Raw genomic sequence first — 22,000 nt, forward strand, 5'->3', positions numbered from 1 at the left:
TACACAAAACCGGTACGCTCGCAAGGTTTGCGAAGTGTTTTCTGTTTCCGGTAGAGCAATTCATGCAATCCGCATCCGATAGCGTCAACAGCCCAGCGGCTGTGGGTGTCAACCTGATCGACTTCTTCGATGTCACCCCCACGTCATTGTGGCTGGAGGACTACAGCGATCTGCACCGCCTGTTTGCCCAATGGCGCGCCGCCGGCGTGACTGACCTGCAGCGCTTTCTGGAAGAGGACGTATCACGCGTGGCGGCGTGTTCTGCCTGCATCAAGGTGCTGCGCGTGAACCGGCGCACGCTATCCATGTATGCCGCCCCGGATGCCGAAACCCTCACCGCGCGCCTGGCCGACGTGCTGCGCGACGACATGCTCGAAGCCCACGTGGGCGAACTCGTCCAGCTCTGGTCTGGCGAGCCGTCGTTCGAGAGCCGCAGCGTCAATTACACGCTCAACGGCCGCCGCCTCGACATCCTGCTCAAGGGTGTTGTTCTGCCCGACCACGATCAGCCGTGGGACCGCGTGCTTGTGGCCGTGGACGATATCACCGAACTCGAAGACGCCCGCCGCCGTGCCGCGGCCAGCCAGCTCTACGCGCGGGGCGTGTTCGAGCACGCGCCGGTGTCGCTGTGGGTAGAGAATTTCAGCACCATCAAGATGCTGCTGGATGAAGTGCGCATGCAGGGCATCACCGATTTCCGCACGTTTACCGACGTGCATCCCGAGTTTGTCGAGCGCTGCATGCAGGAGATTCAGGTGCTCGACGTCAACGGCTTCACGCTGGAGATGTTCAAGGCGCGCAACCGCAATGACTTGCTTGGCCGCTTGCCGGAAGTCTTTCGCGACGACATGCGCTCGCACTTCCGCGAGCAGTTGATCGACCTTTGGGATGGCCGGCTCTTCCAGCAACGCGAGGTGGTCAACTATGGGCTCGATGGCAACGCGCTGAACATCCACCTGCAGTTCTCCGTCTTCCCGGGGCGCGAGCAGGATTGGGACATGGTGCTGCTGGCGCTGACCGATATCACTGCGCGCAAGAAGGCCGAGTCGTACCTCGAATATCTCGGCAAGCATGACGTGCTGACCAAGCTGAAGAACCGCTCGTTCTACGTGGACGAAATCAACCGGCTGGAGCGCAAGGGCCCGTTCCCGGTGACGGTCATCATGATCGACCTGAACGACTTGAAGAGCGTGAACGATCAGCTCGGCCACGCCGCAGGCGACGCGCTGCTGCGCCGCGCCGGCGAGGTGCTCGGCAAGGCCATCGACAAGCCTGCGCACGCTGCGCGCATTGGCGGCGACGAGTTTGCGGTGCTGCTGCCCGGCGCTGACGCACAGGCCGGTGCGGCGCTCGTGGAAAGCCTGCGCAAGCTGGTCGAACTCAACAACCAGTTTTATCCGGGCGCGATGCTCGGGTTTTCGATGGGCTGCGCCACCTGCCACGAAGGCGGGCGCCTGGAAGACGCATTGCGTGAGGCGGATGTCGCGATGTATGAGGACAAGCGCATCCAGCACGAAGGCAGACGCTCGGCATAATCGCGGCGATCTGTGCGCGCCGTGCACAGACCCTGAGGCCCGAGCGATCTGGCGCCGGCGCGGTGGCCTCGCCCCGCAAGTGCGTTAAGCCGGCGCAAAGAACCGCTCGTGCAGTTCCCCCAGCCCCAGCGTGCTGATCACCTCGTTCAGCCGCTCGGTCGGGCGGCGGCGCGGCAGGTCTTTGTACTGCGCGATGATCAGCTCGTTTTTCATCGAGTGTTCCCACCCGACGAGTTCCGTCACGCTGACCTGATAGCCGTGCGCTTCAAGCTGCAGACAGCGCAGCACGTTGGTGACCTGGCTGCCGAATTCGCGCGTGTGCAGCGGGTGGCGCCAGATTTCCGTGAGCGCATTGCCGAGCGACTTGCCCTTGTTCTTGCGCAGCACGCCGGCCACCTCCGCCTGGCAACACGGCACGAGCACGATGTACTGCGCATGCTTTTCGAGCGCAAAGCGGATCGCATCGTCCGTGGCGGTATTGCACGCATGCAGTGCGGTCACCACGTCGATGGTGGCCGGCAGGCGGTCTGACGTGATCGATTCGGCCACCGACAGGTTCAGGAACGACATCCCCTTGAAGCCCAACCGCGCGGCAAGCTCGGTCGACTTGGCGACCAGCTCTTCGCGCGTCTCAATGCCGTAAATATGCGAGGTGCCGTCGCCGGGTTGCTCCTTGCAGAACAGGTCGTACAGGATGAAGCCCAGGTACGACTTGCCCGCGCCGTGGTCGACCAGCGTGACATGCCCCTTGGCTTGCTGCACGTCGGCCATCAGGGGTTCGATGAACTGGTACAGGTGATAGACCTGCTTGAGCTTACGGCGGCTGTCCTGGTTCATCTTGCCGTCGCGCGTCAGGATGTGCAGTTCCTTGAGCAGCTCGATCGACTGGTTGGGGCGGATTTCGTGGGTCTTGTTGGACATCGTCAGGACAGCCTGGGCGACATGTCGCACGGAATGGGATCGGTGCGGCAGCGCGGAGAAAAAGCGGAAAGAGGGCGTCAGTTTACCGAAAAGCGGAGTGGGCGACGGCAAGCGCACCCCACCGGGCGCCATGCGGCTCTGCCGTTTGCCCGCGCTCAGTCAGGATGTGACAATAGCGCCCCGCCTGTCCGCCCCGCGTGAGCCGTCCATCCCCGCATGCCTGAAACACCCAATGCCCCCCTCGTTGCCGTCATCGGCGCCGGCCCCGCCGGGCTGATGGCCGCTGAAGTTCTGTCCCGCAACGGTGTGCGCGTCGAGGTGTTCGATGCCATGCCTTCGGCCGGGCGCAAGTTTCTGCTGGCGGGCATTGGCGGGATGAACATCACGCATTCGGAGCCGATCGACGCGTTTCTCGGGCGCTATCGCACGCGGCGCGACGCGCTGGCGCCGCTCATTGGCCGCTTCAGCCCAGATGCGCTGCGCGCGTGGATTCATGGGCTTGGCATCGACACGTTTGTCGGCAGCTCGGGCCGTGTGTTTCCGACCGAGATGAAGGCCGCGCCGTTGCTGCGCGCTTGGCTGCACCGCCTGCGCGAGGCGGGCGTGCAGTTGCACATGCGGCATCGCTGGGTGGGGTGGGCGGAACCGTCGGGCCGCGCGCAGGTGCTGCGCTTTGAAACCGCCGATGTTGAACGGCTCGTGCAAGCCGATGCCGTGGTGCTGGCCATGGGCGGCGGCAGTTGGCCGCGCCTGGGTTCGGACGGCGCCTGGATACCTTTGCTGGAGGCGCGGGGCGTGCAGGTGCAGCCTTTGCAGCCCGCCAACTGCGGGTTTGATGCCGATTGGAGCGCGCATTTTCAGGAGCGCTTTGCGGGGCAACCGGTCAAGTCGGTCGCCATCGGTTTGCCCTCGGGCGATCACGGCGCACTGCAGTTCCGCCAAGGCGAGTTCGTTGTCACGCAGACGGGCGTTGAGGGCAGCCTCGTTTATGCGTTGTCAGCGCCCATCCGCGATGCGGTGGCTGCAGAAGGTGGAGCGACGATCTGGCTTGACCTGGCGCCGGGCTGGAGCGCGCAACGTGTGAGCGATGAACTGATGCGCCCGCGCGGCGCGCGCTCGATGTCGAGCCATCTGCAGAGCAAGCTAAATATCACGGGCGTGAAGCTTGGTTTGCTTCGCGAGTGCCTGAGCAAGGAAGCGTTTGCCGACCTCGCACAGTTGGCCAAGGCCATCAAGGCATTGCCGTTGCGGCTGACACGCACCCGCCCCATCGACGAGGCGATCAGCACCGCAGGCGGCGTTGCGTTCGAGGCGTTGGATGCGAAGCTGATGATCGAGCGTTTGCCGGGCGTGTTCTGCGCAGGCGAGATGCTCGATTGGGAAGCGCCGACGGGCGGCTATCTGCTGACGGCGTGCTTTGCGAGCGGCGCCGCAGCAGGGCAGGGCGCGCTCGACTACTTGGCGAATATGTCGACGATAGCGCGCTGAATCACTGGCGCGCCTTCAGGCGCCACAACGACGTCACCTCTGCAACACGGGCGCGATAGAGCGGGTCGTTTTCATCGGACGCCTTCGGGTGCTTTGGCTTGATGTCTTCACGGCCGACCACTTGCAGGCCGGCTGCGTCGATCATCGCCAACAGGGCATCGCGCGTGCGCAAGCCCAGATGCTCGGCAAAATCGGACAGGATCAACCAGCCTTCGCCATTGGGCTCCAGGTGTGCGGCGAGCCCATCCAGAAAGCCCCGCAGCATGCGGTTGTCCGGGTCGTAGACGGCGCGCTCGATGGGCGAGCTGGGCCGTGCCGGCAGCCACGGCGGGTTGCACACAATCAGCGGCGCACGGCCTTCGGGAAACAGATCGGCATCAACAATGTCGACCTGGGTTTGCAGCCCGAGACGCGCCAGATTCTCACGGGCGCAGGCCAGGGCGCGCGGGTCCTGATCGGTACCGACTACGCGTTTCACGCCGCGTTTGGCCAGCACCGCCGCCAGCACACCCGTGCCTGTGCCGATGTCGAAGGCCAGCGCTTTTGAAGGCAACGGCGCATTCGCCACCAGTTCGATGTATTCACCGCGCACGGGCGAGAACACGCCGTAGTGCGGGTGAATGCGCTGACCGCCGAGCGCGGGAATCTCCACACCTTTCTTGCGCCATTCATGTGCGCCGATCAGGCCAAGCAACTCACGCAGCGAGACGACGGAAGCGACGTCGCTGGTGCCGTAGGCCTCGGTGCAGGCTTCGCGCATGTCAGGTGCGCGGCGCAGCGGGATCGCGTAATCCGCATCCAGCGGAATCAGCAGCATGCCGAGCGTGCGGGCGCGCTGTGATTGCGCCTGGCGGTGCAGGTTGAACGCATCGATGGGCGAGGCGGCTTCCTTGCGCGGCTTGCGATCGGTGCGGCGGGACATCGCCTGGAGCAGTTGGCGCGCGTTCTGGAAATCGCCTTGCCAGAGCAGGGCCGTGCCTTCGCAGGCGAGGCGGTAGGCCGTGTCGGCGCTGGTGCGATCGTCTGCAATGACCACGCGCTTGGGCGGCGGATTGCCGGCTTCCGAGCGCCAGAAGGTGGTATGGACGGCGCCGCTGCCCACTTCAGGGCGGTCGTCGGTCCAGGTGAGGGTGGGGTGATCGGTCACGGGGGACATGGCAGGAAAGCGGGGGGAGGGTGCGGTAGTGGGCGACACGATACCGCTTTTTCGGCGGGAGCCGGGGGTTAAGCGGCGATTCCGTACCCACGGTGTTGGGCCGCTTGCAGCAAGACTTCTTGCAATAAGTGATTTTCAATACACCCAAAGACGGCTGTCCAGCCGAGCAGGCAGTGTAAACTCCAGCCTTTTTTCGGCACTCGTAGCATGGCGCACGCCCAGCAACGCAGGGCGCTCAGCGGCCCTGCGCTGATCCGCATTCTTGCTCGCCTGACGGACGTCGACGTTTCCGCATCCGCGCAGCCGCTTTCTGACCGGTTGAGCCAATGGCTCAGCTGGACGGATGCCATCACGCTTTCCTCGGCATTGAGCGCGGCTGCGCCGGCTATTGCGTCCAGCACGCGGTCCGTGGGCCCGGACGCCGAAACCATCGGTGGCCGTGTCCGTGCCGCGCTGACGAAGTCCATCGCGTCCAGTTGCGCGCCTGATGCCAGGCCTGGGCCTCGCGCGCCGATCCAGAACCCGTCGGTGCCGGTGGTGGTCGACTATGCCGATTTCCGGCAGCGCTACGTGCTGATGCAGCAGACGATGGAGCTGGAGATCGGAGACCTGCGTGCCCGCCTGCGACGCCTGCTGGCCGCGAAGACGCCCGACCTTGCGCGGCTTGCTGTGCTGGATGCCAGCATGGAGCAGGCGCTCAGCGGGCGCGAACGTTCGTTGCTGGGCACCATTCCGCAGATGCTCGGGGCGTACTTCGAGCGTTTGCGCGCGGCCGAGCAACAGCGGCAGGCCGATCTGCCCGCAGAGGGCCAAGCCACCCAATCCACATCCCGCGCCTGGCTGGATGCGTTCCGCAAGGATATGCAGAGCGTGCTCCTGGCCGAGCTTGATGTTCGTTTTCAACCGGTCGACGGGTTGCTTGCAGCTCTTCGCCCCCGCTAAGCGGGACAGACACCATTCATGTCCAGACATCACCTGAATCTCATCGTTTTTTCTGTCGGGCTGGCAGCCTTGGGATGGATTGCCGTCGGCTACCTTGCCGGCGGGAACCTGCTGGCGCTGGCCGTCACGCTTGTGATTGGTGCCGCCTACGCGGCGGGCGCGCTGGAACTGCGCCGCTATCGGCAGGCCACGGGCACGGTCACGCAGGCCGTGGAGGGGCTGTCCGAGCCACCGCCCCAGCTCGGCGCGTGGCTGGAGCAATTGCACCCCAGCCTGCGCAATGCCGTGCGCCTGCGTGTGGAAGGCGAGCGCGTTGCGCTGCCCGCCCCCGCGTTGGCGCCGTATCTGGTGGGCCTGCTGGTGCTGCTTGGCATGCTGGGCACGCTGCTCGGCATGGTGGTGACGCTCAAGGGGACGGGCGCGGCGCTGGAGAGTGCGACGGACTTGCAGGCGATCCGCGCATCGCTGGCCGCCCCGATCAAGGGGCTGGGGTTCTCGTTCGGTACGTCGATTGCCGGTGTGGCGACGTCCGCCATGCTGGGGTTGCTCTCGGCGTTGTGCCGGCGCGAGCGGCTGCAGGCAGTCCAGGCGCTCGACGCCAAGATCGCCACCACGCTGCGCATCTATTCGCACGCGCATCAACGTGAAGAGGCGTTCAAGCTCTTGCAACGGCAATCCGATGTGATGCCAGCGCTGGTTGACCGACTGCAGGCGATGATGGTGTCGCTGGAACAGCAGGGCGCAGCCAGCAGCGAGCGGCAGATCGCCGCCCAGCAAGCATTTCTCGACAAGACGGAAGCTGCCTACAGTCAGCTCGCTTCCTCGGTTGGCCAATCGTTGAAAGACAGCGCCGCCGAAAGCGCGCGCGTTGCCAGCGCGGCGCTGCAACCCGTGGTGGAAACGACGATGGCCGGGCTCGCGCGTGAATCGGCCGCGCTGCAGGAGACGGTCACGCACGCGGTGCAGCGCCAGTTGGATGGCTTGTCGACGCGCTTTGAGACCACGGCCGAGGCGGTTTCCAGCATCTGGAACAACGCCTTGTCGGCGCATCAACGTTCCAGCGAAGCGCTGGTTGGGCAGGTCGGCACCTCGCTCGACCGGTTTGCTGAAACATTCGAGCAACGCTCGGCTCGATTGCTCGACGGCGTGACCGAGCGCTTGGACGCCACGGCGGGCGGCTTGTCCGGCGCCTGGAACGATGCGCTTGCCCGGCAAGCACACGCCCATGTAGAGCTGGCGGGCCAGAACCAGCGCGCGTTGGAGGCTGCTGCCGCGACGTTCGAACAGCACGCCGTGTCGCTGCAAGACGCGGCGCGCCAATCGCACACCGCGTTGCAAGCCGCGCTGGAAGCGCGAGACGAGCAACGCTTGGCCGCTTGGACGGATGCCCTCGGTGCGACGGGCGCCAAGCTGAGCCAGGCGTGGGAGCAGGCGGGCACCGACACGGCGAGCCGTCAGCAGGAAATCTGCAATGCGCTGGCGCAGACCGCGCGCGATATCGCATCGCAGCAGGACGCGGCGCGCCAATCGCATAGCGCGCTGCAAGCCGCGCTGGAAGCGCGAGACGAGCAACGCTTGGCTGCCTGGACCGATGCCCTCGGTGCGATGGGCGCCAAGCTGAGCCAGGCATGGGAGCAGGCGGGCGCCGACACGGCGAGCCGCCAGCAAGAGATTTGCGACGCACTGGCGCAGACCGCGCGCGATATCTCTGCGCAAACGCAGGCGCACGCCAACGCCACGATTGGCGAGATTTCTCGCCTGGTACAGGCCGCATCGGAAGCGCCCAAGGCGGCCGCCGAAGTGGTGGCCGAGCTGCGCCAGAAGCTGTCCGACAGCATGGTGCGCGATACCGCGATGCTGGACGAGCGCGCGCGCCTGCTGGGCACGCTGGAAACGCTGCTCGACGCGGTCAACCATGCATCGACCGAGCAACGCACAGCGGTGGATGCGCTGGTGGTCACGTCGGCGGATCTGCTGGAGCGCGTGGGCGTGCGATTCACCGATCGGGTGGAGGCCGAGACCGGCAAGCTCGGCGCGGTGGCGGCGCAGGTGACCGGCAGCGCAGTCGAGGTGGCGAGCTTGGGTGAGACGTTTGGCGCGGCTGTGCAGCTGTTTGGCGAGTCGAACGACAAGCTTGCGGCACAGTTGCAGCGCATCGAAGCCGCGCTCGACAAGTCGCTCACGCGCAGCGACGAACAGCTTGCCTACTACGTGGCGCAGGCGCGTGAGGTGATCGATCTGAGCATGCTGTCTCAGAAGCAGATCCTGGAAGACCTGCAACGGCTGGGTGACCAGCGCGCGCTGGCCGGGACCGAAGCGGCATGAGCGACGAGATTGACGGCGGTGTGGACGGCGGCGGTGGCATTGAGGCCACAGCACCGGTCTGGGCCGCGTTTGGCGACCTGATGTCGGTGCTGTTGGGCGCCTTCGTGCTGATTCTGGTGGGCGTGATTGGCGTGCAGCTGGAGCTGTCGTCCAAACTGGAAAACGAGGTCAAGCAGCGCGAGGTCGAGGCGCAGCGCCGCAAGACGCTGGAGCAGGCGCTTGCCGGGCCGCTGGCGGCCGGGCGCGTGACGCTGGTCAACGGGCGCATCGGCATCAACGGCAACGTGCTGTTTGCGATCAACTCCGATCAGCTGCAGCCCGAGGGCCGCGCGCTAATGAAGAGCCTCGCGGGGCCGCTGGCTGCGTATCTCACGTCGCGTGAAGAGCTTCTGATGGTGAGCGGGTTTTCTGACGACCAGCAGGTGCGTGCCGGCAATCGCCAGTTTGCGGATAACTGGGAGTTGTCTGCCAAGCGCGCCTTGACTGTGACGCGCGCGTTGATTGACGAAGGCGTTCCCGCATCCAGCGTGTTTGCGGCAGCGTTTGGCTCGCAGCAACCCGTCAGTTCCAATGCAGACGATGTGGGCCGCGCCAAGAACCGGCGCGTGGAGATTGCGCCTGTGCCCAGGCAAGCCGCTTCCAACGGTGGACGTCGTGAGCCGCACTGACGTGCCCACGCAGGTCACGCTCGACCGCTGGCGCGCAAGCGGCGCGGATCGGCTGGACCGCGTGCGCTTTCGCTTCATCGAGGCGCTGCATCGACGTACGGCCAGTCAAACCGGCGAGGCGCGGCGCATTCTCGATGCGCGGCTGGACGAACTGGTCGCGGCCTACGCCGAAGACGTCGATCGCGCAACAGCGACGTCCGATGCGAGCGACTCGAGTGCGCCTGCCGGCAGCGCGTTGGCCGAACTGCTGCGTGACATTGCCAGCCGTACACGCATGGACGTCGGCGGCGCTGCAGACGGCGGTTCTGCGCGTCATCTACACGCATCACCGGAGCTGAAGATTCTGGAAGACGTGCGGGACACCTGGTCCCGCGTCAGCGCCGAGAAACAGTTGCGTGACGCCCTGGACAAGGTGCCCGTGAATGCCGGTCCGCTGAATTCGAGCAGTCTTGTGCATCGGTCGCTGCGATTGATGCGCGAGGTGTCCCCCGATTATCTGCGGCAGTTTTTGTCGTACGTGGATGCGCTTTCGTGGCTGGAACGCATGAGCGGCGACGGCACCGCTGGTGGTCTGGATGCCGCTCGCGGTGGCGGGAAGGCGGCGCGGGGCAAGGTGCGCTAGGGCCCACGGCGGTACATCGTGCGTTGAGGTGGCATAAGCCCACCCGCCCGGTTTTTCCAACCGACATGGACGCAAAAAAGGGAGCCGAAGCTCCCTTTTTTTCCTTTGCGGCGGTGATTAGCTGTTGACCGCTGCGTCCTTGACCTTTTTCAGTGCGCGGACCTTGACGCGCACGGTTGCCGGTTTGGCTTCGAACCACTGGTCCACGCCGGTAAAGGGGTTCTTGCCGAAGCGGCGCTTGGTTGCCGGCACCTTGACCGACGTCACCTTGAACAGGCCCGGCAGCGTGAATTCGCCGGCGCCTTTCTTGTGCAGCGAAGCCACGATGGTGTTCTCCAGATGGAGCAGCACCGCCTTCACCGCCTTGGCGTCGACGGCAGCTTGTTCAGCCAGATGGCTCACCAGGCTCGCCTTGGTGAACGTGTCCTTCAAAGGCTTGATGGTCGGCGTCGTTGCGGCAGGCTTCTTTGCCGGCGAGGCCTTCTTTGCAGCGGTCTTGGCAGCAGTCTTGGTTTTGGTGGCCATAGTGGAAATAGATGGTTGGGTAAAGTTGACCATTCAATGGAAGCAACGCCTGTGCAGCGCGCTTCGAGCAAGCATAGCAAAGGTTCGGTGCCGTTGAGGCGATATCTCCGCTGTTTCGTGGCCAGGGAACGCTTATTGCAAGGGGTTTGGGGCGCCTATCAATCAGCGCAAGCGTCCCAAGGTGAGCGCCAACATGGCCCAACGAAAATCGTCGCAGGGAGCGGTGAGCCCCAAAAACCGCGCCCCCGTGCTTGCCCGGCTGCGTCAATCCAAGATGACGCGCTCGACCCATGCGTACGTTCGCGGCAGCACCGTGAAGTTCTACGAGTGGCTGAGCGAGGTACAGCCGAACACGTTCCCCGAAGGGCCCGTCATCTGGATTTGCGGCGATTGCCATGTCGGTAACCTGGGTCCGGTTGGCGATGCGTCCGGCGCCACGCGCATACAAATCCGGGATCTCGACCAGACGGTGCTTGGCAACCCCGCGCACGACTTGATTCGGCTTGGCGTGTCGCTGGCAACGGCCGCTCGCGGCTCGGACCTTCCCGGCATCGTGACCGCACGCATGGTGGAAGCGCTGATGGCGGGCTACCTGCACGGCATCGATCCGGATGCCGCGGTGCACCTGCCGCCACGCCCCGCATCGGTGCGCACTGCCATGAAGGCGGCGACAGCGCGTACGTGGAAACAGTTGGCCAGGGAGCGGCTTGACGACACCTCTCCATCCATTCCTTTGGGGCGCCGCTTCTGGCCCCTCTCAGGAGAGGAAAAGCGCGAACTGAAACACCTGGTGAGCCAGCACGAGGTGCTTGCCCTGGCGGCGCGCCTGTACGAGATGCCCGGCGAAGCCTCTGCGAGCATTGTGGATGCGGCTTACTGGGTCAAAGGGTGCAGCTCGCTCGGGCAGCGGCGCTACGCGGTTTTGCTTGCGGTCGATCAGGATCGCGGGCCGCGGTATCGGCTCATTGACATCAAGGAGGCGTCGAAGGCTGCGGCGCCCAGCGCCTCTGCAGGCGAGATGCCGTGGATGAATGCCGAGCGCGTGGTCACGGGCGCGCGCCGTCTGTCTCCCGGCCTGGGTGATCGAATGGCATGGGGATGCATGCTGGGCAGCAGCTTTTTCATGCGCGAGCTGCAACCGCAAGATCTGAAGTTGTCTGTCGACAAGCTGGAGCACAAAGACGCCACGGTACTGGCCGCCTATCTGGGCAACGTCGTCGGCTTCGCACATGGCAGCCAGATGCCGCGGGATGTGGCCATGGCGTGGCACCGCGAGCTGAAGACGCGCCCCGGACGTTCCATCAACGCGCCGCTCTGGCTCTGGTCTTCGATTGTGAATCTGCTAGGGCTGCACGAGCGCCAGTATCTGGAGCACTGTCGTGCCTGGGCCGGCTGATCCGCTGCGCCGCATCCATCTGCGCTCAGGCCCGGGTGTAGCGTCATTCGGGCCTGAGGCGCTCATGCCACTCGCGCGCGGTGTGTCCGATAGCGCGTTCGGCGCGGGGGCGCAACAACTCGCGCCGATGCACTCGGGCTTCAAGCCGTTGCGTCTAGCTGAGCAGCGGCCAGACCCGGCCGTCAGCCACCGCATAGAGTGCTTCCCCCGGCGCAACGGGTGCGGCCCACAAGCCTGTGAATTCGCCGAATGCGGGTAGCAGCCCGCCGCTCGGCCCAAAGCGGAAGCACGGCAGCCGGAGCCGATCCTTTCCACGGCCGCTGATGACGACGCCCGGGTGCACGTGACCGGCGATAACGTAGCGGCCGGGTACCGCTTGCGGTGCGTGGCATAGCGCAAGCGGACCAATTGCCCACGGTTCTTCCACCACGTTGAAGTGCAGGCCCGCAGGCGGGTCGCCCGCATGGCGGTCGTGATTGCCGCGGACCAGCGTGCACGCTAGGTCGGCGTATCGTGCGCGCCAGGCGATGAGTGCGTCTATGGCTGCGTGCGCCTCGCGCGCGTGGAGCAGGTCGCCCAACCACGCGATCTGTGCGACGGGCAGCCGTGCCAACATGGCATCCAACCGGGCGATAGCCTGGACAGTGCTTCCGGCGGGCACCGGCACGCCGCGTGCGCGGAACGTTGCAGCCTTGCCGAAGTGGGCGTCAGCCACCATCAGCATGCGTTGCGCGGGCCACCATAGTGTGCGCTCGGGCAGGAGCCATACGGTCTCGCCCGCGCACTGGATGACGAGGTCCTGGGGAGCGGTCATAGCAAGGGAAGCGGCTTCGATGTCTTGCGCGGCCGGCGCGTGCGGCGGCTGGTCTTGCCCGCTGCGTCGGGCGATTCGGTCAGGCGCAACGCGGCCTGTACGTCGGCGTCAATCTCCGGGCGCGCTGCGGCATCCGGATCGGTGGGCTCGGGGCCGGCGGCGCGCTCCGCTTCGGCCAGCATGCGTGCGATCCGGTCGGCCAGCTTTTCTGTCGAGAGCTGTTCGCGAAAACGCTCCACCATCAACGGAAAGCCGAAGGGCGAGGGCCGCTTCAGCGCGCAAAGTTCGAGCTGCAAGCCGCGCATGCGGATCAGGGCGGCTTCGATGCGATCGAGATCCAGCTCTTGGCGCAGCACTTCGGTTTCTGCCTGCGAGAGCAGCAGGTTGCCCGGGTCGTGGCGCCGGAAGACTTCATAGAACAGGCCGGACGATGCCTGCAACTGGCGCGTGCTCTTGTGTGCGCCCGGGTAGCCCTGAAACACCAGCCCCGATACGCGTGCGATCTCACGAAAGCGACGTTGGGCCAGTTCTCCGGCGTTGAGGCTGGCAAGCACATCTTCCATGAGCGTGTGCGTGGCAAAGAGTTCGCCGCTGGAAAGCAGCGCGGGCCAGTCGATCGGCGTGGCCGACAGCAGTTCGAGGCCGTAGTCGTTGACGGCCAGGGAGAAGGTGGCCGGTGTGCGATTGGCGGCGCGCCAGCCCAGCAGGCTTGCCAGCCCAAGGTGCGCATGGCGCCCGGCAAACGGGTAGAGAAAGAGATGCCAGCCCTCGCGTGAGTGCAGGGTCTCAGCCACCAGCGTTGCCGTGGTGGGCAGCGCAGACCAGCGCGCCTGCAGCTCCAGCAGTGGGCGCGCGGCTTCCATTTCGGGGCTATCGAAGCGGGCATGCGCCGCCGCATCGAGCTGCGCCACTACCGCGTGCGCCAGCTCGGTGGAAAGCGGCATGCGACCGCCGTTCCAGCGGGGCACGGCAGCGCGTTTGCCGGTGGCGCGCCGCACATAGGCCGTCATGTCCTGCACGCGCACCAGCTCCAGCAAGCGGCCTGCAAACAGGAAGTTGTCACCGGGGCGCAGCCGCGCAATGAAGCCTTCTTCAATCGACCCCAGCGCGCCGCCACCGGAAGCGTGCCACCAGCGCACGGACATCGTTGCATCGCTGACGATAGTGCCGATGCTCATGCGGTGCCGCCGCGCGAGCCGTGCATCAGGCACGCGCCAGATGCCGTGTTCATCGGGCGTAACGCGGTGGTAGTCGGGATACGCCGTGAGCGAGTGGCCGCCCTGCCGCACAAAGTCGAGCGCCCATTGCCACTCGTCGTCGCGCAAATCTCGGTAGGCCCATGCCCGGCGCACTTCCTGCAACAGCGCGTCAGGCACGAAGCCGCCGCCCAGCGCCACTGTTACCAGATGCTGGACCAGCACATCGAGCGGCTTGTGCGGCGAGGTGCGGGCTTCCACCTGGCCCGACATGGCGGCTGCGCGTGCGGCAGCGCCTTCCACGAGTTCAAGGCTATGCGTGGGTACCACCGTCACGCGAGAAGGCCGGCCCGGCGCATGGCCAGATCGCCCTGCGCGCTGCAGCAGCCGCGCCACGCCTTTTGGCGAGCCGATCTGCAGCACGCGCTCCACCGGCAGAAAGTCCACGCCCAGGTCCAGGCTCGACGTGCAGAACACTGCCTTGATCGTGCCTTGCTTGAGCCCGGTCTCGACCCAGTCGCGCGTTGAGCGGTCCAGCGAGCCATGATGCAGCGCAATCAGCCCCGCCCATTCCGGCCGCGCATTGATCACGGCCTGGTACCACAGCTCCGCCTGCGAACGTGTGTTGAGAAACACCAGTGCTGTGCGTGCGCTCTCCAACTCATCCAACACGTGGGGCAGCATCGCCATGCCCAGGTGTCCGGCCCACGGAAACCGGCCCACACCGTCGGGCAGGAGCGTATCGATCTCCATGCGCTTGGGCAGGTGGCCTTGCACCAGGGTGCCGGTGGCCGGCGCGCCCGCATCACCCAGGGCGTCCATGGCTTCCGCTAGGTTGCCCAGCGTGGCCGAGAGCCCCCACACGACCAGCCCCGGCGACCACGTGCGCAGCCGCGCCAGCGCCAACTGCACCTGCACGCCGCGTTTGTTGCCCACCAGCTCGTGCCATTCATCCACCACCACCACGCGCACCGAGCCCAGGGCCTCGCGGGCATCGGCACGCGCAAGCAGCAACGACAGGCTTTCGGGCGTCGTCACCAGGGCCGTGGGCAAACGCCGTGATTGCGCGGCGCGCTCGGCGCTGCCGGTGTCGCCGGTGCGCAAGCCGAGGGTCCAGTGTGGCGCCAATGCCTGGGCGGCCTCGGTCAATGCGCGCGTGGTGTCGGCAGCCAACGCGCGCATGGGCGTGAGCCACAGTACCGACAAGGGCGGAGCGCCGCTGCGCCCGCGCACTTGCGCCAACCGTTGAAGTGCACCGAGCCAGACCGCATAGGTTTTTCCCGCCCCCGTGGTGGCGTGCAGCAGGCCCGATTCACCGTGCGCCATGGCCGACCACACCGTGCGCTGGAACGGCATTGGCGTCCAGCCACGCGCGGCGAACCATGCATCAAGATCATCGGATAGTGCGGTTTCGTTCATGTTGGCGGCAGCAGGCTTTCCAGCGTCTGTAGCGTATCGGCTTCGGCAACGGGCTTATCGTGGCGCCAGCGCAGCATGCGCGGAAACCGCACGGCAATGCCGCTCTTGTGGCGCGCGCTGCGCGCAATGCCTTCAAATCCGAGTTCGAACACCAGCGTCGGGGCCACGCTGCGCACGGGGCCGAAGCTCTCGACCGTGGTCTTGCGGATGAGCGCGTCGACCTGTCGGATCTCTGCGTCGCTCAGGCCGGAGTAGGCCTTGGCAAAGGGTACAAGCTTGCGCTCGGGCACCTCGGGCGGTGCATCCCACACGGCGAAGGTGTAGTCGGTGTACAGGCTCGCGCGTCGGCCGTGGCCACGCTGCGCATAGATGAGGACGGCATCTACCGAGAACGGATCGATCTTCCACTTCCACCACACGCCCACGTCTTTGGTACGGCCCACGCCGTAGCGGGCATCGCGCCGCTTGAGCATTAGCCCTTCCACGCCCTGCTCACGCGAAGCTTCACGCTGGTGCGCAAGATGCTGCCAGTCGTCGCCTTGAAGCAGCGGAGACAGTTCCAGCGCCGGATGGATGCATTCTGCGATCACGCGTTCAAGCTGCGCACGCCGCTCGCTTTGCGTGCGCTCGCGCAGATCCTGCCCCTGCCATTCGAGCAGGTCGTACGCCAGCAGCACGGCCGGCGCATCGCGCAGCACGCGTGCGTTGAGCGTCTTGCGGCCAATGCGTTGCTGGAGCAGCGCAAACGGCTGCACGCGGCCCGCATGCCACACCACGATCTCGCCATCGAGCACGGTGCCGGGCGGCAAGACTTCCGCCATGGCGGACAGTTCGGGAAAACGATCGGTGATGAGTTCCTCGCCGCGCGACCACAGCCATGCGCTGTCGGCTCGGCGCACGAGCTGGGCGCGGATGCCATCCCACTTCCATTCGATTTGCCATTCAGCGGTGGTGCCGAGCAGTGTGTCGAAGGCTTCCACGTCGGCCTGCAGCGGGTGCGCGAGAAAGAACGGATACGGATGCCCGGTATCGAGCGCGTGACCATCGACACTGGCATCGACCAGCAGCGCGCGATAGTGCGCGGCGGTGGGCGCCTGGCCGATGTCGGTATAGCCCATCAGCCGCTGCGCCACGTGCTTGGGGTCGGTGCCGCCCACTTCGGCCAGCGCGCGCGTGACCAGCAGTTTCGACACCCCCACGCGAAATGCCCCCGTGATCAGCTTCATCAATACCAGCCGGGCATGCAGCGGAAGGCCGCGGCACAGCTCGGCAAGGCGGGGCAGTACCAGTTCGGGCGGCTGGCCACGCAAGGGCAGCAGGCGGGCTTCCATCCACTCGGCCAGGCTGGTGTCGTCCGCATGATCCGCATCGGGCAGGACGAGGGCGATGGTCTCGGCCAGGTCACCTACGGCTTGGTAGCACTCGTCAAACAGCCATTCGGGCAGGCCGGATGTGGTCTGCGCAAAGCTCGCCAGTACGCGCACGGGCACCAACTGGCGGGGCTTGCCGCCCGCCAGGAAGTAGACCGCCCACGCGGCGTCGGCATCGGGCGCGGTGCGCAGATAGGCCACCAGTGCGGCCAACTTTCCGTTGCTTGATGTGGTGGCGTCGAGCTGCGCGTACAGATCGGCAAAGGCTTTCATGGCGGGGGCGTGTCGCTTGCTTCGGTTGCATCGCCTTCTGCGCCTTCTTCGCCCTCGTCGCCGTACTCGGTGGCGAAGGCGCGTGCATCCAGGCCACGCTCGCACAGCCAGCGCACCATCGGCGCGACCTGCCCATGCGTGACATAGATCCGTGAGGCGCCCGTGGCATCAATGGCTTGCAGCAGCCCCGGCCAGTCGGCATGATCGGACAGCACGATGCCGCGATCGACACCGCGCCGGCGCCGCGCCCCGCGAAGCTGCATCCAGCCGCTGGCAAAGGCATCGGCATAGTCGCCAAACCGGCGCATCCACGGCGTGCGTTGTGCGGAGGGCGGGGCCAGCACGAGCGCGTGTCGCAATTCCGCGCGCGGCACGTCGGTCGCGAGCTGCGTGCTTGGCAGCGCAACGCCCGCGTGCCGATATGCGGCGTCCAACTGCAGCATGGCGCCGTGCGAAACGATCGGCCCAATGTCGGTATCAAGCCCCGAGAGAATGCGCTGCGCCTTGCCGAACGCGTAGCAGAACACGACGCTCGTGCGCCCGGCGTCGGCATTGCCGCGCCACCATGCATTGAGTTGCGCAAAGATCTCGGTCTGCGGCCGCCAGCGATAGATCGGCAGCCCGAAGGTGGATTCGGTGATGAAGGTATCGCAGCGCACCGGCTCGAACGGGGTGCAGGTGCTGTCGGCCTCGACCTTGTAGTCGCCGGACACGACCCACACGTCACCGCCGTATTCCAGTCGCACCTGCGCGGACCCCAGCACATGCCCCGCCGGATGAAAGCTCAACCGGACCCCGTGGTGGACGATGGATTCGCCGTACTGCAGCGTTTGCAGGGGGATGTCGTCACCCAGGCGTGCGCGCAGCACGCCGGCCCCAGCGGCAGCCGCGAGGTAATGCTGGTGTCCGATGCGGGCGTGGTCACTGTGGGCGTGCGTGATGACGGCACGGTCGACCGGCCGCCATGGGTCAACGTAGAAGTCGCCTGTCGGGCAGTACAGGCCGCTGGGCGTTGTCACGATCAAGTCCGCTGCGCTGGTCATCGCTCGCTCTCATTGGATGCCCCTATCCGACTCCCGCGACGCCGTTGACGCAATGGCTGCTTGCGGACAGGTTCGCCACGCATCTCAGCCGGGCCCCCCCGGGGCCTCCAGCGGCATCGGTGCCGACGAATCATTGCGGCTGCCTGGCGCGTGCGGTCCTGCGGAAGTGCCCGTAGCCCGCGGAGTGGACGCGTTCGGCGCGGAGGCTGGCAGGGTGTCAGGATACCGCGACAAAGAATGCTTCGCCGTCTTCGGCTGAACCGCCTGAGCGGTGTCTGGTGGTGCGGGGTGCGGCTCAGTGGGTTGCGCCAACGTAAGCCCGCTGCCGGCCGTCGATACCAGGAAGAACAGCCGACCTGCGGCTGTTTGACCTGTCACTCGTAACGCATGATGCATGGGTGGCCTTCGTTGCTCCCGTGGCGCAAGCAGCCGGCATGCCAGGCTTCTTGGTGGTTGGTTACGGTGCAGTCGGCCTTGACAGTCGGCCCCGAGACAGCGGAGCCGGTTCGCTATTTCTTCAATGGTGATGAAAAAAATGGGGCGGCCGACGTGGACGAATAGCGACACCATCGGCGCTCAAACATTCGCGGGCCGTGAGCGCCACTTCTCAGGCGCTGCGCGACCGATTCAGAAGTTGATCTGCATCAGCCAGCGAAGGCCAGCATCGACGTACCGTGGGTCCGATTAGAAAGAGCCATCCAATAGGCTAAAAACGGGGGAACGTCATGCTTGAACACCAACCAGACGAGGTGGTCGCCGCCGCTCTTTGGGAACTGGAGTCCTCAGTGTCCCGTGCATTACCCAGAGGAACGCTCGTCAGCTCGGCTCGTGCCAACTGCGGCGGCTACGACGTGGCAGCGAGGTGGACGATGTCGACAGCGCGTGGCAATCGGCAGGAATGCACGATGGCTGTGCATTTCAGCTTGGTCGACGCTAAAGCGTACTGCCGATTGAACCACCCAAAACGGGAAGAGGTTTGTCGGCGTTTGAGCGAATGGCTGTGCATTCAATTGGAAGTGCGGGCCGGAGAGCTGTGCGCGGACACAGGCTACGACTTGGTGCTCACGGCGCCAAACGCCTTCTTTCTCGATGAGAGAGGCGCCATTCACGTGGGCCGGGAAGACCGGGAGCACGATTTTTCGCTCTATCGTGGCGCACCGCCCCCGCCGTTGACGTGAGCGCAAGGTCCGGTCCGCGGCCATTGGCCCCTGGCCTCTGCGCCGCCTGGGTCTCTAAACACCTGTTTGTTGTGCGCCGTCAACGCGTGGGGTTACGCAGCAGCTACCTTCGAATGGCGGCCTGTCAATGTGGGCACGCGGAGATGCGGAGGTCTTATGCGCGAGCGGATCAACGAAGCCGAGAGGACGTGTCTACGTGAACTCCAAGATGCGCTAACCGAGACGCTGCCCCGTCGGGCTGTCTTGCGACTTGAAGGGGATGAACTGGACGGAATCGACGTACACGCTTGGTGGATAGTGGAAGGCCAGCACGGCGACAAGCAGGTCAATTCGTTTTCATTCCACCTGACGGAGTGGATGCTGCAAGCCTACTTTCACCAGTCCAGCGACGCTCGTGCACGCACATGCGGACGACTGAAGGACTGGGCGAACTGGGCGCTCGATGGAGCAGAAGAGCCTGGCGACAGCGAGACGGGCTTCGATATCTGCGCGTGCGTACCGGGAGGCATTTTTCATCCAGCCGGCGATCCGCAACGGCCTTGACTGCTCGATCGCAGTGTTCGGTCCAACGATGGGCGACACCGGCTTTGCATCGTTGTTCGGCGGCCTGGGCGTTGTATGACTCTGTTGTGCAGCTCGCCTCCCAGGCTGACCTAGGGGTAGGCACCGCTCGACAGACGCTTCTCTCTCTCATCGATCCGGTATTTGAGGCGCCACCATTTGCCACCGGAGGGCGAAGCCTTTTGAGAGTGGGATTCTTGAGTTTTGTTGTCCCTCAATAAATCGTCAGATGGTGGGACGTACAGGATTTGAACCTGCCTGCCTGCGTCGGTAAACCGTCGCCGCTCGACCCATGAGCTACCGTCCCGCCTTCACTATATCGACCCTTCCTGAGGAAACCCGAGTCGGGACATCCCCCTAGCCGGATCGGCCAGTGCGCCTCGTTGGCGAAGGCATCCGGATGCTCTACCCCGGAATGATCTTGCGTTGGCGCAAGTCGTCGAAGATGCGCATGAACATCGCCTCCGTCTCTACATAGTCGTGAAAACCGAAGCGGCGTGCCTTTGAGCCGTCGCCGAACATGTCGTAGTCCCACGAGAAGACGAAGTCTGCAAAGCGCCATGAAGACACGTCGCGGTAGGGTGTGTTCGCCAAACCATGCTTGGCGATCATGCGTTGCCACAGCGGCGCCTTGTCGGCCATGACGGTGTCGAGCGACAAGGGCAGCGGCGGGGCGACTTCCAGGTCAAAGTCCCGCGCGATCTTGGGCCACATGTCGCTCCAGCGGAAGAGGTCGCCGTTGTTGATGTTGAAGGCCTGGTTGGCGCAGCGCGGCTCGGTGGCGGCCCACACGGTGGCGCGGGCGAGCAGGCCGGCGTCGGTCATCTCCAGCAGATGGTCGTACGCGCCAGGTTTGCCGGGAAAGCGCAGCGGCAGGCCCAGTTCTTTCGAGATCGACGCGTATATGGCAATCGCCACGGCCAGGTTCATCGGGTTGCCCAGCGCAAAGCCGCCCACCACCGACGGGCGGATTGCCGACCATGTCCACGTCTTGCCTTGCTGGCGCGCTTCCAGAAAGGTCTGCTGGTCGAACATGAACTCGGGCGGCATGAAATGCGCATCGGTTTCGCGCGCCGGGGTTTTGAACGGCCCGAGATGACCGCCATAGACCTTGTAGCCCTGCATCAGGCTGATGTGCGTGAGGTGGGGCGACGCCGCTTCCATGGCGTCGACCACGTTGGTCAGCATGGCGAGGTTGGGCGGCACAAGTTCAGCCCAGGTCGGACGGTCCTGATATGCGGCGTAGAAGAGGTGGGTAACGTTGCCGAGCGCATGGAGCCGGGCGCGCGTGTCCGCCGCGTCGAGCAGGTCGACGGCGATGTGCCGGATGCGCTCCGTCGATTCACCGCCGCGGCGCGACAGGCCCACGATGCGCCAGTCGTCCAATGTGGCGAGGTGGTCGATCAGGTTGCGGCCGATCACGCCCTGTGCGCCCACGACGAGCGCGACCTTGTTCTGTGCAGTCATGTTGGTGTTGGGTGGGACCCCGATGCAGCAATGGCGACCAGTATGAGAAGGTCTGGATCTGTGCGATAGACTGCCTGTAAGAACAACATTTATGAATTGAAATCACAATGTCGCGGCTCGATGTCAATCGCTTTGGCGAGATGGAAGTCTTCGTGCGGGTGGTCGAACTGGGCGGTTTCTCCGCTGCCGCGCGTGCTTGCCGGATGACCCCGTCGGCGGTGAGCAAGCTGGTGGCGCGGCTGGAAGCCCGGTTGGGCGCGCGGCTGGTGAACCGCTCCACGCGGCGTTTTCAGCTCACGCCCGAGGGCACAGCGTTCTATGAGCGCAGCGTGACGGTGCTGGCCGATCTCGATGAGGCGGAACGCGAGGCTTCTGCCGGGGCGCAGCCCTCAGGGCGATTGCGTGTCAATTCCAATGTGCCGGTCGGCACGCATTTGCTGCTGCCGATTGTGCCGGCGTTTCTGGCGTGCCATCCGGAGGTGTCGCTCGACATTGCGCTCACGGATCGCGTGGTCGATCTGCTGGAAGACCGCACCGATGTTGCGCTGCGCAGCGGCCCGCTGAAGAGTTCAAGGCTGGTGGCGCGCAAGCTGGGGCAGACGCGCTTGATGGTGGTGGCGTCGCCCGCTTATTTGGCGCGCGCCGGCACGCCGCGCACGCCGGCCGATTTGGCGAATCACAACTGCCTGGCGTTCAGCTACGTGCGGGCCACAAACGCCTGGCCCTTTATCAAGCGCGGTCGCCGCACGGAGTTTACGCCGCTAGGCAACACGCAGATCAGCGATGGCGAGGCGTTGCGCGCCGTGGCTGTCGCCGGCCTGGGTTTGGCGCGCCTGGCCGAGTTTCAGGTGCGCGCCGATCTGGATGCAGGCCGTCTCGTCCCCGTCCTGGAAGATTGCAACCCCGGCGATACCGAAGACATCCATGCCGTCTATGTCGGCCAGGGCGCGCATCTGCCGGCGCGCGTGCGGGCGTTTCTGGATTTCCTGGTCGCGCATGTAAAGGTTGCCTAGGCTTGCGTTCCCCCCCCACGCTGAAAGGGCGCAGCCTTCACATTCGCAAAACCTCTTCAAGTTGCCCAACGCTGTGCCGTTTACCGCC

18 protein-coding genes are annotated in these 22,000 nt (G+C 65.3%); 10 read left to right on the top strand and 8 right to left on the bottom strand.

Going from position 1 to position 22,000, the window contains the following annotated elements; translation table 11 throughout:
• Positions 1-62: 62 nt before the first annotated feature.
• Positions 63-1,535, top strand: coding sequence for a sensor domain-containing diguanylate cyclase (locus R2N16_RS11345; RefSeq protein WP_316665770.1), 1,473 nt, complete (start codon positions 63-65; stop codon positions 1,533-1,535).
• Positions 1,536-1,619: 84 nt separating this feature from the next.
• Here R2N16_RS11345 and R2N16_RS11350 read toward each other — a convergent pair whose 3' ends face one another.
• Positions 1,620-2,456: a class I SAM-dependent methyltransferase gene (locus R2N16_RS11350; RefSeq protein WP_316665771.1), complete on the bottom strand. Its 837-nt coding sequence runs from the start codon at positions 2,454-2,456 to the stop codon at positions 1,620-1,622.
• Between the two features lie 216 nt (positions 2,457-2,672).
• Between R2N16_RS11350 and R2N16_RS11355 the strand changes: the two genes are divergently transcribed.
• Entirely contained in the window at positions 2,673-3,944 is a 1,272-nt protein-coding gene (locus R2N16_RS11355; protein WP_316665772.1) for a TIGR03862 family flavoprotein, read from the top strand.
• Between the two features lies 1 nt (position 3,945).
• Here the strand turns inward: R2N16_RS11355 and R2N16_RS11360 are convergent, their stop codons facing one another.
• Entirely contained in the window at positions 3,946-5,091 is a 1,146-nt protein-coding gene (locus R2N16_RS11360) for a methyltransferase (protein ID WP_316665937.1), read from the bottom strand.
• Positions 5,092-5,307: 216 nt separating this feature from the next.
• Between R2N16_RS11360 and R2N16_RS11365 the strand changes: the two genes are divergently transcribed.
• The 4 genes from R2N16_RS11365 to R2N16_RS11380 are packed head-to-tail and all read left to right on the top strand — an operon-like array spanning position 5,308 to position 9,657.
• On the top strand, positions 5,308-6,042 hold the full coding sequence (locus tag R2N16_RS11365; RefSeq protein ID WP_316665773.1) for a DUF3348 domain-containing protein: 735 nt from the start codon (positions 5,308-5,310) through the stop codon (positions 6,040-6,042).
• An 18-nt stretch (positions 6,043-6,060) separates the two neighbouring features.
• Positions 6,061-8,367: a DUF802 domain-containing protein gene (locus tag R2N16_RS11370; protein ID WP_316665774.1), complete on the top strand. Its 2,307-nt coding sequence runs from the start codon at positions 6,061-6,063 to the stop codon at positions 8,365-8,367.
• Complete coding sequence (locus R2N16_RS11375; RefSeq protein ID WP_316665775.1) at positions 8,364-9,035, top strand: OmpA family protein; 672 nt, start codon at positions 8,364-8,366, stop codon at positions 9,033-9,035. The genes R2N16_RS11370 and R2N16_RS11375 overlap by 4 nt, the downstream gene beginning before the upstream one ends.
• Positions 9,013-9,657: a DUF2894 domain-containing protein gene (locus tag R2N16_RS11380; RefSeq protein WP_428984114.1), complete on the top strand. Its 645-nt coding sequence runs from the start codon at positions 9,013-9,015 to the stop codon at positions 9,655-9,657. The genes R2N16_RS11375 and R2N16_RS11380 overlap by 23 nt, the downstream gene beginning before the upstream one ends.
• 117 nt (positions 9,658-9,774) lie before the next feature.
• Here the strand turns inward: R2N16_RS11380 and R2N16_RS11385 are convergent, their stop codons facing one another.
• Positions 9,775-10,182, bottom strand: a complete 408-nt coding sequence (locus tag R2N16_RS11385; protein WP_316665777.1) for an HU family DNA-binding protein — start codon at positions 10,180-10,182, stop codon at positions 9,775-9,777.
• Positions 10,183-10,375: 193 nt separating this feature from the next.
• Here R2N16_RS11385 and R2N16_RS11390 point away from each other — a divergent pair, with 193 nt between their 5' ends.
• The gene (locus tag R2N16_RS11390; protein WP_316665778.1) at positions 10,376-11,578 is read left to right on the top strand and encodes a DUF2252 family protein; all 1,203 of its coding nucleotides are present in this window, start codon (positions 10,376-10,378) and stop codon (positions 11,576-11,578) included.
• Positions 11,579-11,732: 154 nt separating this feature from the next.
• Here R2N16_RS11390 and pdeM read toward each other — a convergent pair whose 3' ends face one another.
• From pdeM to R2N16_RS11410, 4 genes are read right to left on the bottom strand one after another with little or no spacing between them, the layout of a single operon-like run.
• Positions 11,733-12,392 carry a ligase-associated DNA damage response endonuclease PdeM gene (gene pdeM, locus R2N16_RS11395; protein WP_316665779.1) on the bottom strand — a complete coding sequence of 220 codons (660 nt, stop codon included), beginning with the start codon at positions 12,390-12,392 and terminating at the stop codon, positions 11,733-11,735.
• On the bottom strand, positions 12,389-15,007 hold the full coding sequence (locus tag R2N16_RS11400) for a ligase-associated DNA damage response DEXH box helicase (RefSeq protein WP_316665780.1): 2,619 nt from the start codon (positions 15,005-15,007) through the stop codon (positions 12,389-12,391). The genes pdeM and R2N16_RS11400 overlap by 4 nt, the downstream gene beginning before the upstream one ends.
• The gene (locus R2N16_RS11405; protein WP_316665781.1) at positions 15,004-16,650 is read right to left on the bottom strand and encodes an ATP-dependent DNA ligase; all 1,647 of its coding nucleotides are present in this window, start codon (positions 16,648-16,650) and stop codon (positions 15,004-15,006) included. The genes R2N16_RS11400 and R2N16_RS11405 overlap by 4 nt, the downstream gene beginning before the upstream one ends.
• Positions 16,647-17,693, bottom strand: a complete 1,047-nt coding sequence (locus tag R2N16_RS11410) for a ligase-associated DNA damage response exonuclease (RefSeq protein WP_316665782.1) — start codon at positions 17,691-17,693, stop codon at positions 16,647-16,649. Before R2N16_RS11410 ends, R2N16_RS11405 begins: the two co-directional genes overlap by 4 nt.
• 725 nt (positions 17,694-18,418) lie before the next feature.
• Between R2N16_RS11410 and R2N16_RS11415 the strand changes: the two genes are divergently transcribed.
• Together R2N16_RS11415 and R2N16_RS11420 are read left to right on the top strand one after the other, a co-directional pair.
• On the top strand, positions 18,419-18,871 hold the full coding sequence (locus R2N16_RS11415) for a hypothetical protein (protein ID WP_316665783.1): 453 nt from the start codon (positions 18,419-18,421) through the stop codon (positions 18,869-18,871).
• A 156-nt stretch (positions 18,872-19,027) separates the two neighbouring features.
• Entirely contained in the window at positions 19,028-19,414 is a 387-nt protein-coding gene (locus R2N16_RS11420; RefSeq protein WP_316665784.1) for a hypothetical protein, read from the top strand.
• Between the two features lie 423 nt (positions 19,415-19,837).
• Here R2N16_RS11420 and R2N16_RS11425 read toward each other — a convergent pair whose 3' ends face one another.
• Positions 19,838-20,899: an SDR family oxidoreductase gene (locus R2N16_RS11425; RefSeq protein WP_316665785.1), complete on the bottom strand. Its 1,062-nt coding sequence runs from the start codon at positions 20,897-20,899 to the stop codon at positions 19,838-19,840.
• A gap of 107 nt (positions 20,900-21,006) precedes the next feature.
• Here R2N16_RS11425 and R2N16_RS11430 point away from each other — a divergent pair, with 107 nt between their 5' ends.
• On the top strand, positions 21,007-21,912 hold the full coding sequence (locus R2N16_RS11430; RefSeq protein WP_316665786.1) for a LysR family transcriptional regulator: 906 nt from the start codon (positions 21,007-21,009) through the stop codon (positions 21,910-21,912).
• Positions 21,913-22,000: the final 88 nt, after the last annotated feature.

Origin of the sequence: Ralstonia psammae, assembly GCF_958405935.1 — a bacterium.
Classification (GTDB): domain Bacteria; phylum Pseudomonadota; class Gammaproteobacteria; order Burkholderiales; family Burkholderiaceae; genus Ralstonia; species Ralstonia psammae.

What these genes read in the sequence shown, in the direction of transcription:
- pdeM (WP_316665779.1), bottom strand. Translation starts at nt 12,392, where the DNA reads ATGACCGCTCCCCAGGACCTCGTCATCCAGTGCGCGGGCGAGACCGTA.
- R2N16_RS11410 (WP_316665782.1), bottom strand. Translation starts at nt 17,693, where the DNA reads ATGACCAGCGCAGCGGACTTGATCGTGACAACGCCCAGCGGCCTGTAC.
- R2N16_RS11385 (WP_316665777.1), bottom strand. Translation starts at nt 10,182, where the DNA reads ATGGCCACCAAAACCAAGACTGCTGCCAAGACCGCTGCAAAGAAGGCC.
- R2N16_RS11430 (WP_316665786.1), top strand. Translation starts at nt 21,007, where the DNA reads ATGTCGCGGCTCGATGTCAATCGCTTTGGCGAGATGGAAGTCTTCGTG.
- R2N16_RS11345 (WP_316665770.1), top strand. Translation starts at nt 63, where the DNA reads ATGCAATCCGCATCCGATAGCGTCAACAGCCCAGCGGCTGTGGGTGTC.
- R2N16_RS11415 (WP_316665783.1), top strand. Translation starts at nt 18,419, where the DNA reads ATGCTTGAACACCAACCAGACGAGGTGGTCGCCGCCGCTCTTTGGGAA.
- R2N16_RS11390 (WP_316665778.1), top strand. Translation starts at nt 10,376, where the DNA reads ATGGCCCAACGAAAATCGTCGCAGGGAGCGGTGAGCCCCAAAAACCGC.
- R2N16_RS11365 (WP_316665773.1), top strand. Translation starts at nt 5,308, where the DNA reads ATGGCGCACGCCCAGCAACGCAGGGCGCTCAGCGGCCCTGCGCTGATC.
- R2N16_RS11355 (WP_316665772.1), top strand. Translation starts at nt 2,673, where the DNA reads ATGCCTGAAACACCCAATGCCCCCCTCGTTGCCGTCATCGGCGCCGGC.
- R2N16_RS11405 (WP_316665781.1), bottom strand. Translation starts at nt 16,650, where the DNA reads ATGAAAGCCTTTGCCGATCTGTACGCGCAGCTCGACGCCACCACATCA.
- R2N16_RS11375 (WP_316665775.1), top strand. Translation starts at nt 8,364, where the DNA reads ATGAGCGACGAGATTGACGGCGGTGTGGACGGCGGCGGTGGCATTGAG.
- R2N16_RS11425 (WP_316665785.1), bottom strand. Translation starts at nt 20,899, where the DNA reads ATGACTGCACAGAACAAGGTCGCGCTCGTCGTGGGCGCACAGGGCGTG.
- R2N16_RS11420 (WP_316665784.1), top strand. Translation starts at nt 19,028, where the DNA reads ATGCGCGAGCGGATCAACGAAGCCGAGAGGACGTGTCTACGTGAACTC.
- R2N16_RS11370 (WP_316665774.1), top strand. Translation starts at nt 6,061, where the DNA reads ATGTCCAGACATCACCTGAATCTCATCGTTTTTTCTGTCGGGCTGGCA.
- R2N16_RS11350 (WP_316665771.1), bottom strand. Translation starts at nt 2,456, where the DNA reads ATGTCCAACAAGACCCACGAAATCCGCCCCAACCAGTCGATCGAGCTG.
- R2N16_RS11400 (WP_316665780.1), bottom strand. Translation starts at nt 15,007, where the DNA reads ATGAACGAAACCGCACTATCCGATGATCTTGATGCATGGTTCGCCGCG.